Origin of the sequence: Chryseobacterium limigenitum, assembly GCF_900114875.1 — a bacterium.
Lineage (GTDB): Bacteria > Bacteroidota > Bacteroidia > Flavobacteriales > Weeksellaceae > Chryseobacterium > Chryseobacterium limigenitum.
In genome coordinates this window covers 217497-236387 of sequence record NZ_FPKW01000005.1, presented here as the reverse complement: position 1 = coordinate 236387, position 18891 = coordinate 217497, and the positions used below count along the sequence as shown (strand labels likewise).

Below are 18891 nucleotides of genomic sequence, written 5' to 3'. Positions count from 1 at the left end.
TTTTGTGAGAGTCGTTTAATTTTTAAACTAATTCATATTTTTGAGTAAATCTTTTATCACATGAAAAAAATCTTACAGTTCACACTTGTTTTCATTTCTATTCTCGGGTTTTCGCAGGCTCAGGAAATTATTAAGGAAAGAGGAAATCTATCAAATCCAAAAGGAAATATTTACAAATCTCTTGAAGTAATTGATCAGAGAGAAGATAAAAAGATAGGAGAGATGCCTTTTGGTGACGCTAAAGAAATGAAAGAGATTGTTTTTCCTGCTACCATTAATAATTTTCTAAGTCAATGGTATACAGATAGTAATCATAAAGGAGGAAAGCATGAGATGGTTTTAATTTTAAAAAGATTAAAAACGGCACTTGGAGAAACTGTAGGCAAAGAAACAGAAGCTGATATTGATTTTTCGGCACAAACTTTCCTTAAAGAAGGAGATAATTACAGATTTTTGTATAAGAAAGATACGGTTTATAGTTTTAAGAATAAAAATATATCTGATGTTGTTGTAAAGAATATTCCGGTTATTATTGCAATGTTTATGAAGAAAACATATACAATGAAACCTGCGGAAAATACTGTTATAATGAATGACCTTGCAGATTACGAATCGTATGTAAAGAACAATTCTGAAGCGTATAAAAACGGACAGTTAAAAGATGGAGTTTATCTAAGCAATACTGCATTTTTAAATCAAACTCCGGAAATTGGAAATTATGTTCTTGAGAAAAATGATAAAGGAAATGTTTTAAGAGCTGTAAAAGAAGAGAACGGTAAAAAAGATAAGATCTCAGCGAGTGAAATGTTTGCTTATGTAGAAAACGGAAAAGCTTACAAGAAAACATACTCAGGATTTTTAGAATTAAATAAAAATGAAAAAGGATTTTACATCGTCAGTAACAGAGGATATATTTTACCTGTCCGAAATTCTGCCGTTTTTGTGAGTGTTGGTGGTGGCGCTGGCGGAGGAATGTACGGCGGTGTTGCAATTGGGCTTGTTGGTATTTTTGAGCGAGGTTTAAGGCAAAATAAGGAGAGAAAAGGAGAGATGTTTGAGATTTATATTGATCCTTTAACCGGAGAATATGATTTTTCGAATGAATAAAATAATGACTCTTACGTTTTGTGAGAGTCTTTTATTTTAAACTAATTCTTACTTTTGCGGAAAATATATATGATGAAACACATTCTATTGTTCCTTTTATTTTCAGGGACAGTATTTGCCCAGAAAACCCAATTCATACAACTTACACAAAGTATAAAGGATAAAAACAAAATTGCAAAATCACTTACCTTAATTGATAGGAGGGATGATAAAACTATCGGAACGGTTTCTCACAGAAAAGAGCCTTATGAGCTAAAGTTTGAAGATGAAAATTTGGAAAATCTTTTTCAAAAGTGGTTTTTGGAGGATAATAAAACGCCCGGAAATACAGAATTTTTGCTGATATTGGAAGAATTGAAAGCTGGTGATGAACAAAAAGGAAAATCAATCATAGGAAAGCTCAAGCTTAAAATGGCAACATTTATTAAAAGAAATGACAAATATTATTTCGTTAAACGAGCTAATATTATGAAAGATTATGAACCTAAAGATCATGCCTATATTACAAGAGCAATTGCATACAAAATCTCACTAGAGATAAGTTCATTGATTAAAGATTCCTACTCTGAGCCCATAACAAATTTTCCAATTTCTGAAGGAGAGCTGAATGATTATGAGAAAGTAATCTCAGGAAAATTCAAATTATTTAATTCTGAAAAGCTTACAGATGGAGTTTACACAGATTACAGGTCTTTTTCTAAGCAAGAGCCAAATAGTGATTATTCAGTAAAGAAAAACAGCAAAGGTGTAGTAACCGGGGTTTCAAATAAAAACGGCTATGATACGTTCACGAATGATGTTTTTGCGATCGTAGACAATGGTATGGCTTATCGTTCAACTCCCTTTAGGTTGATAGAAATGGTAAAAGAAGATAATAAATTTTATATTTTATCTTCAAAGGAAGAATTGTTTCCTACAAATAACGCCGGAGCGGCTATTACCGGAGCACTTATTGGAGGCATCATTGGAGGTGTAATAGGAGCAGTAATAGATGCTTCTTCAAACAAAAAGAACATAGAAAAAGCGGGTCTTTCGAAAATTGAAATTGATCCTTTAACCGGAGAATATGATTTTTCGAATGAATAATTAAAATTAATTACACACTAAAAATTTAAGAGAGAGGAATTGTCTCTCTTTTTTTTATCTTTGCAAATTACAAGGTTCTTAAATGAAAAACATACGAAATTTTTGCATAATCGCTCATATTGACCACGGTAAAAGTACTTTGGCGGATAGGCTATTGGAATATACCAATACTGTTACTCAGAGAGAGTTGCAGTCTCAGACACTGGATGATATGGATTTGGAGAAAGAACGTGGGATCACGATAAAGTCTCACGCCATCCAAATGGATTATGAATATAAAGGAGAAAAATATATTTTAAATCTAATTGATACACCGGGACACGTAGATTTCTCTTACGAGGTTTCCCGTTCTATTGCAGCCTGTGAAGGTGCGCTTCTTATTGTTGATGCTGCGCAAAGTATTCAGGCACAAACGATTAGTAACCTTTATTTAGCGCTGGAAAATGACTTGGAAATTATTCCGATTCTTAATAAAATAGATCTTCCATCTGCAAATCCGGAAGAAGTTACCGACGAGATTATGGGACTTTTAGGATGTAAATATGAAGACGTTCTTAGAGTTTCAGGAAAAACGGGAGAAGGAGTTCATGATTTGCTTGAGCATATTGTGAACAAAATTCCGGCTCCGGTTGGAGATCCGGATGCACCGCTTCAGGCGTTGATTTTTGACTCTGTTTACAATCCATTCAGAGGAATTGAAGCCTATTTCAAAATAGTAAACGGAAGTATTTCTAAAAACGAAAAGATTAAATTTTTCGCAACTGGAAAAGAATATGGTGCGGATGAAGTTGGTACTTTAAAATTAAAGCAGGTTCCTAAAAAAACAATTCATTGTGGTGATGTAGGTTACATTATTTCCGGAATTAAAGATGCCAGAGAAGTAAAAGTAGGGGATACCATTACCTCTTTTGTAAATCCTGCAGCAGCAGCGATTGATGGATTTGAGGAAGTAAAGCCTATGGTTTTTGCGGGTATTTATCCTATCGAATCTGAAGATTTTGAAGAATTAAGATTTTCACTGGAAAAATTAAGACTAAATGATGCTTCTTTGGTTTTCGAACCGGAAAGTTCAGCAGCGCTTGGTTTTGGTTTCCGTTGCGGATTCTTAGGAATGCTTCACATGGAAATCGTTCAGGAACGTTTAGACAGAGAGTTTAACATGGATGTTATCACGACGGTTCCCAACGTTTCATACCACGGATATTCGAAAAAAGATCCTGATACAGCAATATTAATCAATAACCCTTCTGAAATGATTGACCCCAATCTTTTAGACAGAGTTGAAGAGCCTTATATTAAAGCTTCTATCATTACAAAATCTGATTTTGTAGGTTCTGTAATGACACTTTGTATTGAAAAAAGAGGTGAAATTGTAAATCAAAGTTATTTAACGGCAGACAGAGTTGAATTAACATTCAATATGCCTTTGGCTGAGGTTGTTTTTGACTTTTATGACCGTTTAAAATCAATTTCTAAAGGTTATGCATCTTTCGATTACTCACCAATCGGAATGCGTGCTTCTAAATTGGTAAAAATGGATATCCTGATCAATGGAGATATGGTTGATGCTTTATCATCATTGATTCACGACAGTAATGCGTATTACATCGGTAAGAGAATGTGTGAAAAGCTTCGTGAACTGATTCCTAGACAGCAGTTTGATATTGCAGTTCAGGCAGCATTGGGAGCCAAAGTTATCGCAAGAGAAACCATTAAAGCATTAAGAAAAGACGTTACCGCAAAATGTTACGGAGGAGATATTTCCAGAAAGAGAAAACTCCTTGAGAAACAGAAAGAAGGTAAAAAGAAAATGAAGCAGATTGGTAGAGTAGAAGTACCGCAATCTGCGTTCATGGCAGTTTTAAAACTAAACGATTAATATAAAAAGACCGATACATTATATCGGTCTTTTTATTTTCAAAAATTTCTTTGCTTCTCTACCAAGTTTCCCTGGATGACTAAAGCACCGAGTCCGAGGATCACTTCAGCAATTCCTAGAATTCTCACAAGATTTGGACCGCAAACGATGCATTCCGGCTCCGGGATAGGTTTTTTCCCGACAATGATGATCAAAACTCCGCCAATAATAATGATGATTACTATAATGACTTTTAATAATGTTTTCATGATGGTATAAATTAGCTTTTTATGCCTACTTTTTAAGGTTTTCAGCTTTACCTATTGTTTTATTTTGAAACTATTTTATAAGCAAGAGATGGGTAAATCACAATCCTATGTTCGGTTTTACAGAATATAAGAGGATAAAATACCCATCATTACTATTTTTTAAACTTTACAGAAGGATACAAAATCATAGTATGAACCAAGATTACTGTCTCCGGTAGTCAGCAATGCCGTAGCTGAAATAGAAACGGTATAAGCACAGGCTAATAAATCAGCTACTGTATCTGTAGGAGGTGTAAATACCAATTGAGTAGACCCAAATGTTTCCGGTGCTGGCATAAGAGCGACAGCATTAAATCCAAAACTTTGTCCGGGTTTGTGGGGGCCTACGATAGAAAGGCTTACATTGCCGAGATTCTCATTTCTTGCTCCATATTTTATGTGCAGATCTGTTGTTATTTTACTACATCCGCTGCTGCCGGAAATAATTTCTTCAAGATCCACTGATAATGCTATATATTGATTATCAACTGTTGTATGAGCCCAACTTCCGTATTTATTGACATTTTGATATAAAACATTATAAACAGCAATAGGCTTAGACGTTCCTGCCACAATTTCTGTAGCTGAATTACTTATTTGTCTTTGTCTCATACGAATGGCAAAATATCTGTTTGAGGTATGAGGTCTTGCCGCAGATACCGTTGCATTTCCTATTCCTGAGGTTGGCATTGCCATATCTATTGAAGTTACTCCTGTAAGTTTTTCAGTATTCAGTTTCAAGATTTCTGCATCTACGTGAGGCGCAAAATTAGAATCTTGTGGCACCTGTATCCAGTTTCCGTTGAAAGTGACGGTTTTTTCTGTACCGGTTCCATTAATGAAATAAGGTTCATAAGCAATCGGGTTGGAAGGATCACCTGTAAATGTCCATAAATAACCGATCACCGTTTTATCAATCATATTGGGAACGATAGGATTCCATCCTGCAGGATTTAAGGCATCCGCAGGATTTGCTACTTCCTGATATTCAAAAAGATATTCCATCGGCTGGGTATTGATCTTCTTACTGATTGTACCCACAAGATTTACTGAAGAGAAAAAAGCATAATTTCCTAAAGTTTTTCCTGTTGCAGAATTAATACCAGCCTGAATCGGAATGTGTTGAGTAAGGCCAAAATGAGTAAATGAAGGGGGAACAGAAGAATCTACAGGAATAAGTTCTTTCGAGCAAAGTTTTACACATAAGCAATAGCCTACATTATTGCGTCGATTGGCTTTTGTTTCTAATGCAAACCTTTGTCCGCCGTATTCCAATTGAAAATAGACATCAGGACCACTCGCAAACGGAAGCGCAACATCTGTTTCTATATTAATGATCGGAGAAAGAAAAGTTTTCTTAAACTCAACAGAAGTATAATAAATTTTAAAATGTCCGTTGCTGTCTGTAGTATTTCTTCCCAATTCATCATCAGTGATAAAATCGGCATCCATTGCGATTACAGAAACGCCTTCAAGAGGTTTTCCTGTTTTGCAGTCTGTTAATACTCCGCAAATTGTCCAAACATCAAAATAGCGCCCTTTAATCAAACACCACCATTTATCCGGAATGATGTAAGCAAAATTAGCGATCCAGTTTTCCTGATTTTCTGAGGTTTTCCATTGAGGAACGAATGTTGTGATATGAAACTGTCTTTCTTTTCCTTTTTTAGGTGGTAAAGGAGGTCGTGGAACTGATCCGCAATAAAAGTCTATTTCTAGTGCGGAACGGGAATATCTTTCATCAATTTTAATGGAAAAATTCCCTTCCATATCTGTTTCTGCTTCTGCAAGAAGTCTGTCCTGTTTAGACTTAATTTCTTCTTCTTTAACTTCTCTAAAAGTGTCTTTAATCTCAGCAGATGATACAGCTGGTATATTGACATCCGCTAGAGGAAGGTAAATGCGTACTTTAACCTGACTAAGGTATTCTGAACAATCTCTGCCGCATAAATAAGCTGCAAGATTTCCTTTGATAGTGTGACTCATGGTTTACGTGGATTAGTTTTTGTGCCTACTCTTTAAGGTTTTCGGCTTCTTCCTTTTTATAAACCAAAGTTGATTATAACTATCAGGAAATCAATAAGTAAAATCACTATTTGTTTATAGTGATTTTACCATATTTCAATAATAACCACCTCATTTGAAATGGTTATTTATTATTTACCGAGAAATTTTATTTCATTTTTTCCCCTGTAGAATTGGTATTGCCGGAATCTTTTACATCAACTTTTATTTTATCACAAGCTTCGAATAATAAATTTTTCATAATTGTTTAATTTAAAGCTGTTTATGGATTTGATGAAAATTATTGTGTAAAGAATTATTATTTTTATGTTGAAATTGAAGATTCTAAATTGTAATTTTGTGTATTCGTAACGCAAATTAATTTATGGAGTCTCCAAAAAAACTACAGGATATTAAAGTGGCTGTTGATGCCGTCATTTTCGGATATTTCGACAAAAAAGATCTTCAAATTCTTTTAATTAAAAGAAATATTGAACCTTTCAAAGGGGGTTGGGCGCTTCCCGGAGGTCTTGTTTTGGATGATGAAAATTTGGATGACGCGGTAAAAAGAGAGTTGCACGAAGAAGCAGGCATAAAACCCGATTTTCTGGAGCAACTTTATAGTTTTGGTAATGTTGGCCGCGACCCTAGAAACAGAGTGGTTTCTATCGCTTATCTGGGGCTCGTGAACCCTTCTTATCATGAATTGTTTGCAGATTCTGATGCCGAAGACGCGCAATGGTTCAGTGTCAATAAACTTCCCAAACTCGCTTTTGATCATGATAAAATTATAGATGTTGCATTAAAAAGGCTTCGTACAAAAATTCAATTTCAGCCGATTGGCTTTAATCTTCTTAATGAAGAATTCCCTTTTTCAGACCTTGAAAATCTTTACAAAACCATTATCGGACAGGAAATTGACCGCCGGAATTTCCGAAAGAAAATAATGAGCTACGGGCTTTTGAATGAAACCAATAACGTTAAAAAAGAAGGCAGCGGAAGACCCGGAAAATTGTTTACTTTCAATCAGGAGAAATATAAAGAGCTTGAAGAACAAGGATTTTATTTTGAAATTAAATAAGTTCTAAACACAAATGACACAAATGTTTTACACTAATTTCCACTAATATTTTTAATGTAAAATTCCAGGAAAATTCAAATTATATACATCAATAGGAACGGGCTTTAGCCCGTTTTTTAATGAACAACGAATCCTTTGGCTTTAGCGAAAACTTAAATGAACAATCATCAATCGTGTCATTCGTGTAAAACATTTATATAATTTATATTTTAATAAATTAAATTTTTATCACTGAAAATCAATTACTTATTTTAATTAGCGTAAAATAAACACAAATAAATTTGGTTAATAAAATCATATTGTTTTACATTTGTGTAACAATAACGCAATCATGAAATACACATTACAAAATACAATAGAGAAATTTCAGAAAAAAGAGAACATAGAATTCTTATTTTTCTGGGGACATACAGTAAAAGAGGAAATTACAAAAGCTTGTTTCAGTCAATGGTTTCCTTTTCAATTTGAAGAAAACGGAATTGAATATCAAACAGCGGAGCATTATATGATGGCTGGGAAAGCGAAATTATTTAATGATGATGAAACATTAGAAGAAATTTTAAAATCAGATTCTCCAAATCTTGCAAAAAGTTTAGGTAGAAAAGTCAAAAACTTTGATCCGAAACTTTGGGACGAACAAAAATATGATATCGTAAAACGAGGAAATTTTTTAAAATTTTCACAAAATCAAAAGTTCAAAGATTTTCTATTATCGACAAATGATAAAATTTTGGTGGAAGCAAGTCCATATGATACAATTTGGGGAATCGGAATGTTGGAAACAGATCCAAAAGCACAAAATCCACTTCAATGGAATGGTGAAAATTTGTTAGGATTTGCTTTAATGGAAGTAAGAGACGAATTAAGAGGGTAGAAACACAATAGCTAAACACAAAATAATAATATGAAAAAGACAGAATTACATCCACAGATTTTTTTGATTGAAAATTTTCTTACAAATGAAGAATGTGATTATTACATTGAATTGACACAAGATAAAATTTTTGAAGAAGCGAAAATCAATATGCATGGTCGTCAGCTAATGAATAAAGGAGTCAGAAATAATGACAGACTGATGATTTTTGATAATGATTTGGCTGAAAATCTTTTCAGGAAAGCGGTTGAATTTCTTCCACAAGAGTATGAAAACTATAAAGTTTTGAATTTTAATGAAATGCTCAGAATTTATAAATATTCTCCGGGGCAGAGATTCAAAATGCATCGTGACGGAAGTTATATCAGAAATGAATATGAGAAAAGTTTTTACACATTTATGATCTATTTGAATGATGATTTTGAAGGTGGGGAAACAGAATTCGAAAATTTATTCACAGTTGCTCCAAAGAAAGGTTCTGCCTTGATTTTTCATCATCCTTTAAGACATGAAGGGAAAACTTTAATCAATGGCTTAAAGTATGTTTTGAGAACGGATGTGATGTACTCCATAAAATAATTCGCAAAGAATTAAGGCAAAACTATGCAGTTTTTAATTAGTGTATTATTAACACAAATAAAAGATTTAAGAACATGGAAGAAGACTTAAAACCCAGATTTATCGAATCATTACAAAGAAATAATGACCAGATAAGAGAAGATCGAGCCCGAACAATCGGAGAAGATTCAGAGTTGATATACAGACGCAGAGTAGAAGATATTGAACTGAAAATCAAAAGACTGGAACGCGAACAGGAAGGTCTTATAGACATCAGTCCGTTAGACAAAAACAGTTTGACATTTGCTGATTTTCAGCCGGAAGCATTCGTTCAGAAAGATATAGAATTATCATTAACAATCAGAAATTTAAATATTCAACTGGAAGTTTCAACTAAAAGATTTGAATATTTATTTGGTAAAAAATTTTAGTTATGGGAAGTACAAGATACGACATGGATGCTCGTTATGACAGAGCAAGAAAAGAAGGGTATGCATCAAAATCTGTAGGTGAGATTTTCACTCAGAATGCAAAAAGAATGGCGCACGAATCAATGAATCCTAAAGGTATTTCTTTCAGAGAATCAAGAGATTCTGCGGTTCATCCGAATTCTGTTCCTATTATTTTAGGACTGGACGTAACGGGAAGTATGGGACATATTCCACATGAATTAATTAAAGAAGGTCTTCCAAAATTAATGGGAGGAATTATTCAGGGCGGAGTTCCCGATCCCGCACTTTTATTCTTAGGAATCGGAGATCATGAATGTGATGGTTATCCTTTGCAGGTCGGTCAGTTTGAATCCGGAGATGAAGAATTGGATATGTGGCTGACACGAACTTATATTGAATCAGGAGGTGGAGGAAATGCCGGAGAAAGTTATTTATTAGCTTGGTATTTTGCCGCTTTTCACACCAGAACGGATGCTTTTGAAAAGAGAAATCAAAAAGGATTATTGTTCACAGTAGGCGACGAACCTTGCCTGAAAACACTTCCGGCTTCTGCGATCAGAGAAATTATGGGAACGGGTCAGCAGACCTTTACTCATACCGAATTGCTGAAAGAAGCTCAAAAAAAATATGAAGTTTTTCACATCAGCGTTTTGCATTCAGATGGAGCGATGAGAGCGGATAAAGGCTGGAAAGATTTATTAGGACAGAATTGTGTTTCCATAGAAGATTACAGAGATGTTCCGAGCGTGATCAAAGAAATTGTCTGCAATAAGTTTAAAAAAGAGACTTCAGGATTTGTAGATTTAGGAGGATTTAATAATATTCAAATGTTTTAAAAAATGAAAACGGCACAAATAATTATAGGCTTAGGTTTTGGTGATGAAGGAAAAGGAATCACTACAGATTTTCTTGCTCAGCAGAATCCTGAGTCTGTGGTTATTAGGTTTTCCGGCGGACAACAGGCGGCGCACACCGTGATGATTGATGATAAAAAGCATATTCATTCAAGTTTTGCCAGTGGAGCGTTGCGTGGTTTGCCGTCATATTTTACCGAACATTGTACGATTCATCCGACTTTTTTATTCAATGAAAGCGAAGAATTAAAAAAGAAAAATGGGAATCTTGACTTGCATATTCACCCGTTGGCAAAAATAACAACACCTTTTGACGTTTTGAGTAACAGAAAAAATATCAAAAACTTAGAACACGGAACCTGCGGAAAAGGTGTTGGAGCGACCATGAAGAGGAATGAAACTCCGTTTAAGTTATTTGCCGTTGATTTGATTGCTCCAAGATCAATGTTGATTGAAAAATTAAAAGGAATTGCCAATTATTATGGTTTTGAAGAAGGAGAGGAAATCCAAAATGCTTTACAGGATTTTTTAGAAGCTATCGATAGAATTGATTGGAAAATTGAAGGCTATTCTTATCTGAATTCATTTAACAATCTTATTTTTGAAGGTAGTCAGGGAATTTTATTAGATATGGATCATGGCGTTTTCCCCAACGTAACATTTGCCAATACCACTTCAAAAAATGCGTATGAAGTTTGTAAATTGTTGAAGATTGAAAATATAGAAATGTTTTATGTAACAAGATGTTATTCAACACGTCACGGAAGCGGCTGGATGAGCAATGAAAAGGAGTTAACATTAAAAAATAATGAAGAGGAAACCTGCATTTTCAATGAATATCAAAAGGATCTTCGCTTTGGTAATTTAGATGATAACTTATTAAATTATGCCTTAAAATTGGACGAAGCTTATGTTTTTGCCAACAAGAGAAATCTGGTTGTGACTTGTCTGGATCAAATTGATGAGGAATTTAAAATTGAAAATCTCAATGTGAAATTTGATGCTGTTTACGGATCTTATTCTCCGTATTCAAAGGGTTTTAAAAGAATTAATTGATGAAAAATATTGATTAATTTTAAAAGGAAATAAATTTACATATCATTAAATCAATAGGAATGGGCTTTAGCCCATTTTTATAATGAATAAATTTCAACGGCTTTAGCCAAAATGTAAAAGAAGAAGATCATAAAAAAAAAACACATTAGTAACCATGAAAACTATCAATTATTTAAAGGGAGATGCTACAAGCCCTCAGACAAAAGAAAATAAAATCATCACACATATCTGCAATGATATTGGAGGTTGGGGAAAAGGTTTTGTAATGGCAATTTCTAAAAAATGGAAGAACCCAGAGAATGAATATAGAAAATGGTTTCAAAGTGGAGAAAATTTTAATCTTGGTGAAATTCAAATAGTTCAAGTTGAAAAAGATATTTTGGTTTGCAATATGATTGGTCAACATAAAACAATTACCAATTCAAAAGGAATTCCTCCAATTAGATATGAAGCTGTAGAAAAATGTTTAAGTAAACTAATTGATCAAGCCTTAAAATTAAATGCAAGTATACATATGCCAAGAATTGGTTGCGGTTTAGCAGGAGGAAATTGGGAAGAAATTGAACCGATTATTGAAAGAACATTGTTGGAAAATGATGTGGAAGTATATGTTTACGATTTTGAATAAAACTTGAATAATGAAAACAACAACACTTTACAGACCAGTCGGAGAAAAGGAAATGATTTTAATTCTAGAAAGCAATTTCAAAAGATTTCCTCCAAGATTAGATTGGCAGCCGATTTTCTATCCTGTTTTAGATGAAGATTATGCATCAGAAATTGCAGAAAAATGGAATACGAGGGATGAAGCAGGAAACTATCTCGGTTTTGTAACAAAATTTGAAGTGTTGGAAAAAGTTGTAAATAAATATCCTGCACAAAATGTCGGAGCCAGAAATCATAATGAATTGTGGGTTCCGTCGGAAGAATTAGAAATCTTTAATCAGGCGATTGTTGGAAATATTCAAGTAATAAAAGTGTTTGTAGGAAATGATTTTAAAGATTCTACAAATGCTGAAATTTTAAATATTAAAAAAAAATAAGCATGACAAATAAAGGAATGGCAAAAGATACACTAGACATCTTGGCCAAGAAATATTATATAAACGAACACAACGAAAAAATAAATATAGAAAACGAACTGGAAATTTCTACAAAAGGAACCATTTTGTTTTCATCAGAAGAACTTTCAGAACTCACAAAAAGTGAATTTTTGAAAACTGATTTTGAAACAACATTTGAAGCTTGGAACTGCAGTTCTTTAAAAGCAATTTTACAATTAGCGGAAGAAGAAGATCAGCAGAAAATCATGTGCCTGAATTTTGCCTCTGCAAAAAATCCGGGAGGAGGTTTTATCAACGGAGCAGAAGCTCAGGAAGAAAGCCTGGCACGAACTTCTGCATTGTATGAAACTCAGCTTCAGGCTTGGGATTATTACACGGTTCACCGTGCAATGGAATCGTGTTTTTACACAGATATGATGATTTATAGTCCGAAAGTTCCGGTTTTCAGAAAAGATAAAGGAGAATTATTACCAAAACCTGTTTTGTGTAATTTTATTACTTCTCCCGCTGTAAACGCAGGTGTTGTAAAGCGACAGGAACCTGGAAGAGCGGATGAAATTTTCGGAGCAATGGATGTGAGAATGGATAAAATGCTGGCCTTAGCTTTACATCAAGGAAACGAAACATTGATTTTAGGAGCTTGGGGATGTGGAGTTTTTAGAAATGATCCGAAAGAAATTGCAGATTTATTTAAAAAATACCTTCAAGGAAAGTATAAAAATAAATTTAAAAGGGTGGTTTTTGCAGTTTTGACCAAGAAAGAAGAAATGATAAAGCCGTTTAAAGAAATATTAAACCATTAAAAACTAAATACCATGAAAATTGAAGTAACATTAGGTGACATCACAAGAATCAAAGTAGATGGCATCGTCAACGCAGCCAACTCATCTTTATTGGGTGGAGGTGGAGTTGACGGAGCAATTCACCGTGCAGGTGGAGATGCGATTTTGGAAGAATGCAGAAAGATAAGAAATAGACAAGGAAAATGTAAAACGGGAGAAGCGGTTGTAACGACGGCCGGAAATCTTCCCGCAAAATATGTTATTCACACAGTAGGTCCGGTTTGGAATGATAATGAAAAAGAAAGCTCAGAATTGTTGGCGAATTGTTATAAAAATTCTTTAAAACTGGCTGAAAGTTTAGATGTGAAAACGATTTCTTTTCCGGGAATCAGCACAGGAGTTTATGGCTTTCCAAAAGAATTGGCAGCGAAAATTGCTGTTGATGAGGTGAAAAAATTTCAGTCAGACAATATTGAAAAAATAATTTTCGTCTGTTTTGGAGATGAAAATGAAGAAATCTATAAAAAATTATTAAAAGAATAAATTAATGCTCATTTGCTGAGTGAAACGCTTTTGCGAAAATATGCAGAATGATTTTAAATAAAATCTTTGCAACTTTGCGTTTAAAAATAAAAACAGAAAAACAAATGAAAAAACTAACCATATTAAGCGGCGCCGGAATCAGCGCCGAAAGCGGAATAAAAACATTCAGAGACGGAGATGGTCTTTGGGAAAATCATAGTATAACAGATGTAGCAAGTCCGGAAGGATGGAGAAAAGACAGAGAATTAGTTCTGGAATTCTACAACCAGAGACGTCGCCAGATCCATGAAGTTGAACCGAATGACGCACACAAACTCATTGCAGAATTAGAAAAACATTTCGAAGTTCAAATCATCACTCAAAATATCGACGATCTTCACGAAAGAGCGGGATCAACAAATATTCTTCATATTCACGGAGAATTATTAAAGTCTTGCTCATGCAATAATAAAAGTTTGATTTACGAACAAAAAGAAGATATCAAGATCGGAGATAAAGCAGAAGACGGAGCACAATTACGACCTTTCATAGTTTGGTTCGGGGAAGATGTTCCTTTGATGAAAGAAGCGACGAAAAAAGCAAAAGAAGCAGATATTTTCTTAGTAATTGGAACCTCTTTACAGGTGTATCCTGCGGCAGGATTGCTTCACGACATCAAAGATGATTGTCTGTTAATTGTCATAAATCCCAATGAAACAGGCTTCGGATACGGACAAAGAGCCGTTGTTATGAAAGAAACCGCAACAAAGGGAATGAAATTGTTATTTGATAAGCTTGTAAATTTAGCCTAATGGAAAATATTGTTAAAGCCGGAATTTTCGGAGTTTGTATTGGCGATGCTTTGGGCGTTCCGGTGGAATTTAGAAGCCGTGAACAATTGAAACGTTCTCCTGTTACAAAAATGAGAGCTTTAGGAACGCATCGTCAACCTTTAGGAACATGGAGTGACGATAGTTCTTTAGCTTTATGTCTGGCAGAAAGCCTTTGTCAAGGATATATTTTAGAAGATATAGCTTTGAAGTTTTTACAATGGTATAATGCCGAAATTTGGACACCTCATGGAAGAGTTTTCGATATTGGAATAGCAACTTCGCAAGCCATTCATAGAATTGGTAAGGGAGTTTCTCCAACTTTATGTGGCGGTACAAGTGAATTTGATAACGGAAACGGTTCTTTAATGAGAATTTTACCGTTATTATTTTATATTAAAGATTTTTCAATTGAAAAACGTTTTGATATTACCAAAGATGTTTCTTCTATTACACATGGACATATTCGGTCTGCTTTGGCTTGTTTCATTTATTTAGAATTGGCTTTAGAAATTCTGAAAGGAAAAAATAAATGGGAAGCCTATGAAGCCATGCAGGAAACAGTCAGAAACTTTTTGGATTATAATCCTGTTTGTTCTCAAGATGAAATGGATAGATTCCACCGAATTTTAGAATTAAAAGTCGGCGAATATGATTTGGCTCCTTTACATACTTTGCAGGAAGAAGAAATAAGTTCTTCAGGCTACGTTCTTCACAGTTTAGAAGCTTCATTATGGTGCTTTCTAAACTCAGAAAGTTATTCCGAAGCTGTGTTGAAAGCAGTCAATTTAGGAGAAGATACAGACACAACCGGAGCCATCACAGGTGGAATTGCAGGAATCTATTATGGTTTTGAAAACATTCCCGAAGAATGGGTTTCTGAGTTGGTGAGGAAAGAGGATATTGAAAACTTATGTAGTAAATTAGAAACTCAATTAATGAAATTAAAACACAAACCATGAACGAACAACAAAAGAAAAAAACAAGCAAATTCCTGAGCTACGTTCTCAGGCATCATCCCGAACTCATCAATTTGAATTTAGATGAAAACGGATGGGCAAATGTTGACGAATTAATCACAAAATCGGCAAACGATTCTCAGGGTTTTACCTTTGAAGAGCTTGATGAAATTGTGCAGACCAATGATAAAAAACGTTTTATTTTTAATGAAGATAAAACCAGAATCAGAGCAAATCAAGGGCATTCGATTGGTATTGATTTGGCATTGAAGCCGCAACAACCGCCGGAATTTCTCTATCACGGAACGGCTCAAAGTAATATCGAATCGATTTTAGAAAAAGGGATTGAAAAAAGAAGTCGACAATATGTCCATTTAAGTCAAGACAAAGAAACAGCAACCAAAGTCGGAATGCGTCACGGAAAACCCATTATTCTAACCATTAGAACAGGAGAAATGTTTGAAAGAGGAATCGAATTTTATCTTTCGGATAATGAAGTTTGGCTGACGGATTTTGTAGATGCAAAATATCTTTCAAGATGACGAATATTGATAATTGTCCTAATTGTAAAAATTCATTTGAGTTTTCCAGAAATGATATACACATTAAGTTGACTATCACTCACGAAGGAAAAACGTATAGAGTGTATCATTATAAAAAGGTATGCCCAAACTGCGGGGAATTGCTTCTCATGAAAATTGGTATGCCAAGTGATAACAATGGAAAGTGGCTTGTCTCAACCAAATAAGAAAAGAAATGAAAAGAACATTAGCAATCGGTGACATTCATGGCGGATTCAAAGCTTTACAACAGGTTTTTGAAAGAGCCGATGTTACTCAAAATGATAAATTAATTTTCCTCGGAGATTATGTCGACGGTTGGAGCGAATCTTCCCAAATCATCCAGTTTTTAATAGAACTTTCCCAAAAACAGGAATGTATTTTCATCAAAGGAAATCATGATGCATGGACTGAAGACTGGATTTCTTTAGATAATGCGCCGGATGTTTGGCTATCTAACGGAGGAAAAAGGACGGTTGAAAGTTATGCCGATTACTCTTTGGAAGATCTGGACAAGCATTTAGAATTTTTCCGGAGAATGAAAAATTATTATGTTGACGAAGAAAACCGCCTGTTTATTCATGCCGGTTATTCTTCTATGCACGGGCCTGAAAGGGAAGTCCATTCCAGCAATTACCGCTGGGACAGAACCTTGTGGGAAACCGCTGTAGCCATGGATAAAAAGTTGTCGAAAAAATCCAATTTATATCCTAAAAGATTTCTTCTGTACGATGAAATATTTATAGGACATACACCAACTTTAGATTTAGGAATGAGAACTCCCGTCCACAAAGCCAATATCTGGAATCTCGATACGGGTGCTGCTTTCACCGGAGCCCTATCGATCATGGATGTAGATACCAAAGAATTCTGGCAAAGCGATCCGCTTCCATCCTTGTATCCAAATGAAAAAGGACGAAACTGAGACTAAGCAGCTTTTTGTCATTCTGAAAGGAACAAAGTGTAGTGAAGAATCTCTAAAATCATTGCGTGAGATTCTTCCTTCGTCAGAATGACAAACTTTTCGTATAAATTTTTTTGCTGAATGAAACGCCTTTGCAAACGAAAAAATATTCACAATCATTTAAATAAAACCTTAGCGACCATTGCGTTAAAAACAAACAATCAGTTTCACAAACTTTAAGTAATTTTGGAACTCGAAATATCACTTCCATGAAACTGAAATATCTCTTATTTTTTCTAAATTCAACATTACTTTTAGCTCAAAATACTTTTCAGACTCCTTTTGAAAAAGCGGATGGAAATCAAACCGTTACTTATGACGAAATGAATTCCTACTATCAAAATTTAGCTAAAAATTTTAATGACATTCAATATCTTAAAAAAGGAGAAGATGACAACGGAAAACCAATTTACGTTGCCGTTTATAACCCTTTTCCTGAAAAAGATTTAAATAAACTAAGAAAAGGAAAAGCGGTATTATTCGTCAACAACGGAATTCATCCTGGCGAACCGGACGGAATTGATGCAACGATGATGTTGATGCGAGACTTGGCGACAAAGAAAATCAAAACTCCTCAAAATTTTGTTATTGCTGCCATTTCAGCGTACAATGTGAGTGGAATGCTGAACAGAGGGTCTTTTTCCAGAGCTAATCAAAACGGTCCTGAACAATATGGTTTTCGCGGAAATGCCCGAAATTATGATTTAAATAGAGATTTCATCAAAGCAGATTCTAAAAATGCCAGAAGTTTTCAGGAAATTTATCAATGGCTGAAACCTGATGTTTTTATTGATAACCATGTGAGCAACGGAGCAGATTATCAATACACTTTCACTTATATTTCTACTTTCAAAGAACGCTTGGGAAATGTATTGGGAGAATATTTTTACAATAATTATCAGGCTAAAAATCTTGAAGATTTAAAGAAATTGGGTTACGAAAGTACACCTTACGTCAATATTCATGGTGATATTCCGGAGGTTGGTTTTGCATCATTTGAAGATTCACCGAGATATTCTACGGGCTACACCACCTTGTTTAATTCTTTAGGAACCGTTCCAGAAACACATATGTTAAAACCTTATGACAAAAGGGTGGATGCAACATACAAATATATGCTTGTCAACCTTGAGAATTTAGATAAAGATTATAAAAAGATAAAACAGCTCCGAGTTGAAAATTTAAAGCAGTATCAATCCGGAAAGCAGTACGGAATCCGTTGGAAAATAGATTCTGCGAAATATTCTACGATGGATTTTAAAGGATATGAAGGAAAATATAAGCCAAGCGATATTTCCGGGAAGCCGAGATTGTTTTATGACAGAAATAAACCTTTCACGAAGAAAATAAAACTGTTTACAACTGCAGTTCCGACGGGTTATATCACGATTCCGAAATATTATGTGATTCCACAATCGCAGTACAAAGTGATTGAAGAGTTTAAAAGAAATCAGATTCAGATGAGGTTGCTTCAGAAAGACAGTGCAATGGTGGTGGAATCTTATAAAATTAATGATTTTAAAACCGTAAAAAACCCTTACGAAGGTCATTATGTTCACTTTGAAACTACGGTTGATAAATCCCATAAAAATCTTAGTTTTTCAGCAGGAGATTACATTGTTCCAACCCATCAGGATGGTGTAAAATATATTATCGAAACACTAGAACCCGAAGCGTTGGATTCTTTCTTTAACTGGAATTTCTTTGATGGAATTTTAGCTCAAAAAGAATATTATTCAGCTTATATTTTTGAAGATACATCTGCAGAATTATTGAGAAAAGATAAAGATTTAAAACAAAAATTTGAGGCCAAAAAAGCTTCCGATAAGAAATTTGCTGATGACGGAGAAGCTCAATTGGATTGGGTTTACAAAAACTCACCTTATTTCGAAGAGAAAACTTTCAGGCAATATCCGATTTACAGAATTTTATAATGGGACTAAAAAAGACGTTTCAAATCGAAACGTCTTTT

Annotated in this window: 20 protein-coding genes; 18 read left to right on the top strand and 2 right to left on the bottom strand. The window is 34.4% G+C overall.

The annotated features are described in order from the left end of the window. Nucleotides 1–60: 60 nt before the first annotated feature. The 3 genes from BT156_RS09065 to lepA all read left to right on the top strand — a co-directional run bounded on the left by BT156_RS09065 (nt 61) and on the right by lepA (nt 4072). On the top strand, nt 61–1107 hold the full coding sequence (locus BT156_RS09065) for a hypothetical protein (protein ID WP_072409338.1): 1047 nt from the start codon (nt 61–63) through the stop codon (nt 1105–1107). A 69-nt stretch (nt 1108–1176) separates the two neighbouring features. After that, the gene (locus BT156_RS09060; RefSeq protein ID WP_072409336.1) at nt 1177–2193 is read left to right on the top strand and encodes a hypothetical protein; all 1017 of its coding nucleotides are present in this window, start codon (nt 1177–1179) and stop codon (nt 2191–2193) included. An 82-nt stretch (nt 2194–2275) separates the two neighbouring features. Continuing rightward, complete coding sequence (gene lepA / locus BT156_RS09055; protein ID WP_072409334.1) at nt 2276–4072, top strand: translation elongation factor 4; 1797 nt, start codon at nt 2276–2278, stop codon at nt 4070–4072. Between the two features lie 38 nt (nt 4073–4110). Here lepA and BT156_RS09050 read toward each other — a convergent pair whose 3' ends face one another. Next, nucleotides 4111–4320 (bottom strand): hypothetical protein, encoded by a 210-nt coding sequence (locus BT156_RS09050; protein WP_072409332.1) that lies wholly within the window; start codon nt 4318–4320, stop codon nt 4111–4113. Between the two features lie 159 nt (nt 4321–4479). Continuing rightward, complete coding sequence (locus BT156_RS09045) at nt 4480–6345, bottom strand: transthyretin-like family protein (RefSeq protein WP_072409330.1); 1866 nt, start codon at nt 6343–6345, stop codon at nt 4480–4482. Nucleotides 6346–6748: 403 nt separating this feature from the next. Between BT156_RS09045 and BT156_RS09040 the strand changes: the two genes are divergently transcribed. From BT156_RS09040 to BT156_RS08965, 15 genes are all read left to right on the top strand, one after another. Next, on the top strand, nt 6749–7444 hold the full coding sequence (locus BT156_RS09040) for an NUDIX hydrolase (protein ID WP_072409328.1): 696 nt from the start codon (nt 6749–6751) through the stop codon (nt 7442–7444). A 331-nt stretch (nt 7445–7775) separates the two neighbouring features. Next, on the top strand, nt 7776–8318 hold the full coding sequence (locus tag BT156_RS09035; protein ID WP_072409326.1) for an NADAR family protein: 543 nt from the start codon (nt 7776–7778) through the stop codon (nt 8316–8318). 30 nt (nt 8319–8348) lie between these two features. Then, entirely contained in the window at nt 8349–8897 is a 549-nt protein-coding gene (locus BT156_RS09030) for a 2OG-Fe(II) oxygenase (protein ID WP_072409323.1), read from the top strand. 74 nt (nt 8898–8971) lie between these two features. Then, nucleotides 8972–9307, top strand: coding sequence for a hypothetical protein (locus BT156_RS09025; protein ID WP_072409321.1), 336 nt, complete (start codon nt 8972–8974; stop codon nt 9305–9307). Between the two features lie 2 nt (nt 9308–9309). Next, nucleotides 9310–10164: a hypothetical protein gene (locus tag BT156_RS09020; protein WP_072409319.1), complete on the top strand. Its 855-nt coding sequence runs from the start codon at nt 9310–9312 to the stop codon at nt 10162–10164. 3 nt (nt 10165–10167) lie between these two features. Beyond that, nucleotides 10168–11238 (top strand): adenylosuccinate synthetase, encoded by a 1071-nt coding sequence (locus BT156_RS09015; protein WP_072409317.1) that lies wholly within the window; start codon nt 10168–10170, stop codon nt 11236–11238. Nucleotides 11239–11392: 154 nt separating this feature from the next. Then, on the top strand, nt 11393–11866 hold the full coding sequence (locus BT156_RS09010; RefSeq protein ID WP_072409315.1) for a macro domain-containing protein: 474 nt from the start codon (nt 11393–11395) through the stop codon (nt 11864–11866). Between the two features lie 10 nt (nt 11867–11876). Next, the gene (locus BT156_RS09005) at nt 11877–12281 is read left to right on the top strand and encodes an ADP-ribosylation/crystallin J1 (protein ID WP_072409313.1); all 405 of its coding nucleotides are present in this window, start codon (nt 11877–11879) and stop codon (nt 12279–12281) included. A 2-nt stretch (nt 12282–12283) separates the two neighbouring features. After that, complete coding sequence (locus tag BT156_RS09000) at nt 12284–13105, top strand: TIGR02452 family protein (RefSeq protein ID WP_072409311.1); 822 nt, start codon at nt 12284–12286, stop codon at nt 13103–13105. Nucleotides 13106–13117: 12 nt separating this feature from the next. After that, nucleotides 13118–13627 carry an O-acetyl-ADP-ribose deacetylase gene (locus BT156_RS08995; protein ID WP_072409309.1) on the top strand — a complete coding sequence of 170 codons (510 nt, stop codon included), beginning with the start codon at nt 13118–13120 and terminating at the stop codon, nt 13625–13627. Between the two features lie 104 nt (nt 13628–13731). Then, the gene (locus BT156_RS08990; RefSeq protein ID WP_072409438.1) at nt 13732–14418 is read left to right on the top strand and encodes an SIR2 family NAD-dependent protein deacylase; all 687 of its coding nucleotides are present in this window, start codon (nt 13732–13734) and stop codon (nt 14416–14418) included. Further along, the gene (locus BT156_RS08985) at nt 14418–15398 is read left to right on the top strand and encodes an ADP-ribosylglycohydrolase family protein (RefSeq protein ID WP_072409307.1); all 981 of its coding nucleotides are present in this window, start codon (nt 14418–14420) and stop codon (nt 15396–15398) included. The genes BT156_RS08990 and BT156_RS08985 overlap by 1 nt, the downstream gene beginning before the upstream one ends. Further along, nucleotides 15395–15937 carry an RNA 2'-phosphotransferase gene (locus BT156_RS08980; RefSeq protein WP_072409305.1) on the top strand — a complete coding sequence of 181 codons (543 nt, stop codon included), beginning with the start codon at nt 15395–15397 and terminating at the stop codon, nt 15935–15937. Before BT156_RS08985 ends, BT156_RS08980 begins: the two co-directional genes overlap by 4 nt. A gap of 214 nt (nt 15938–16151) precedes the next feature. Further along, nucleotides 16152–16880, top strand: a complete 729-nt coding sequence (locus BT156_RS08970; protein WP_072409301.1) for a metallophosphoesterase family protein — start codon at nt 16152–16154, stop codon at nt 16878–16880. A 248-nt stretch (nt 16881–17128) separates the two neighbouring features. Then, complete coding sequence (locus BT156_RS08965) at nt 17129–18853, top strand: M14 family metallopeptidase (RefSeq protein WP_072409298.1); 1725 nt, start codon at nt 17129–17131, stop codon at nt 18851–18853. Nucleotides 18854–18891 lie beyond the last annotated feature (38 nt).

What these genes read in the sequence shown, in the direction of transcription:
- lepA (WP_072409334.1), top strand. Translation starts at nt 2,276, where the DNA reads ATGAAAAACATACGAAATTTTTGCATAATCGCTCATATTGACCACGGT.
- BT156_RS08990 (WP_072409438.1), top strand. Translation starts at nt 13,732, where the DNA reads ATGAAAAAACTAACCATATTAAGCGGCGCCGGAATCAGCGCCGAAAGC.
- BT156_RS09010 (WP_072409315.1), top strand. Translation starts at nt 11,393, where the DNA reads ATGAAAACTATCAATTATTTAAAGGGAGATGCTACAAGCCCTCAGACA.
- BT156_RS08985 (WP_072409307.1), top strand. Translation starts at nt 14,418, where the DNA reads ATGGAAAATATTGTTAAAGCCGGAATTTTCGGAGTTTGTATTGGCGAT.
- BT156_RS09060 (WP_072409336.1), top strand. Translation starts at nt 1,177, where the DNA reads ATGATGAAACACATTCTATTGTTCCTTTTATTTTCAGGGACAGTATTT.
- BT156_RS08965 (WP_072409298.1), top strand. Translation starts at nt 17,129, where the DNA reads ATGAAACTGAAATATCTCTTATTTTTTCTAAATTCAACATTACTTTTA.
- BT156_RS09030 (WP_072409323.1), top strand. Translation starts at nt 8,349, where the DNA reads ATGAAAAAGACAGAATTACATCCACAGATTTTTTTGATTGAAAATTTT.
- BT156_RS09045 (WP_072409330.1), bottom strand. Translation starts at nt 6,345, where the DNA reads ATGAGTCACACTATCAAAGGAAATCTTGCAGCTTATTTATGCGGCAGA.
- BT156_RS08980 (WP_072409305.1), top strand. Translation starts at nt 15,395, where the DNA reads ATGAACGAACAACAAAAGAAAAAAACAAGCAAATTCCTGAGCTACGTT.
- BT156_RS08995 (WP_072409309.1), top strand. Translation starts at nt 13,118, where the DNA reads ATGAAAATTGAAGTAACATTAGGTGACATCACAAGAATCAAAGTAGAT.
- BT156_RS09005 (WP_072409313.1), top strand. Translation starts at nt 11,877, where the DNA reads ATGAAAACAACAACACTTTACAGACCAGTCGGAGAAAAGGAAATGATT.
- BT156_RS08970 (WP_072409301.1), top strand. Translation starts at nt 16,152, where the DNA reads ATGAAAAGAACATTAGCAATCGGTGACATTCATGGCGGATTCAAAGCT.
- BT156_RS09035 (WP_072409326.1), top strand. Translation starts at nt 7,776, where the DNA reads ATGAAATACACATTACAAAATACAATAGAGAAATTTCAGAAAAAAGAG.
- BT156_RS09065 (WP_072409338.1), top strand. Translation starts at nt 61, where the DNA reads ATGAAAAAAATCTTACAGTTCACACTTGTTTTCATTTCTATTCTCGGG.
- BT156_RS09015 (WP_072409317.1), top strand. Translation starts at nt 10,168, where the DNA reads ATGAAAACGGCACAAATAATTATAGGCTTAGGTTTTGGTGATGAAGGA.
- BT156_RS09020 (WP_072409319.1), top strand. Translation starts at nt 9,310, where the DNA reads ATGGGAAGTACAAGATACGACATGGATGCTCGTTATGACAGAGCAAGA.
- BT156_RS09050 (WP_072409332.1), bottom strand. Translation starts at nt 4,320, where the DNA reads ATGAAAACATTATTAAAAGTCATTATAGTAATCATCATTATTATTGGC.
- BT156_RS09040 (WP_072409328.1), top strand. Translation starts at nt 6,749, where the DNA reads ATGGAGTCTCCAAAAAAACTACAGGATATTAAAGTGGCTGTTGATGCC.
- BT156_RS09000 (WP_072409311.1), top strand. Translation starts at nt 12,284, where the DNA reads ATGACAAATAAAGGAATGGCAAAAGATACACTAGACATCTTGGCCAAG.
- BT156_RS09025 (WP_072409321.1), top strand. Translation starts at nt 8,972, where the DNA reads ATGGAAGAAGACTTAAAACCCAGATTTATCGAATCATTACAAAGAAAT.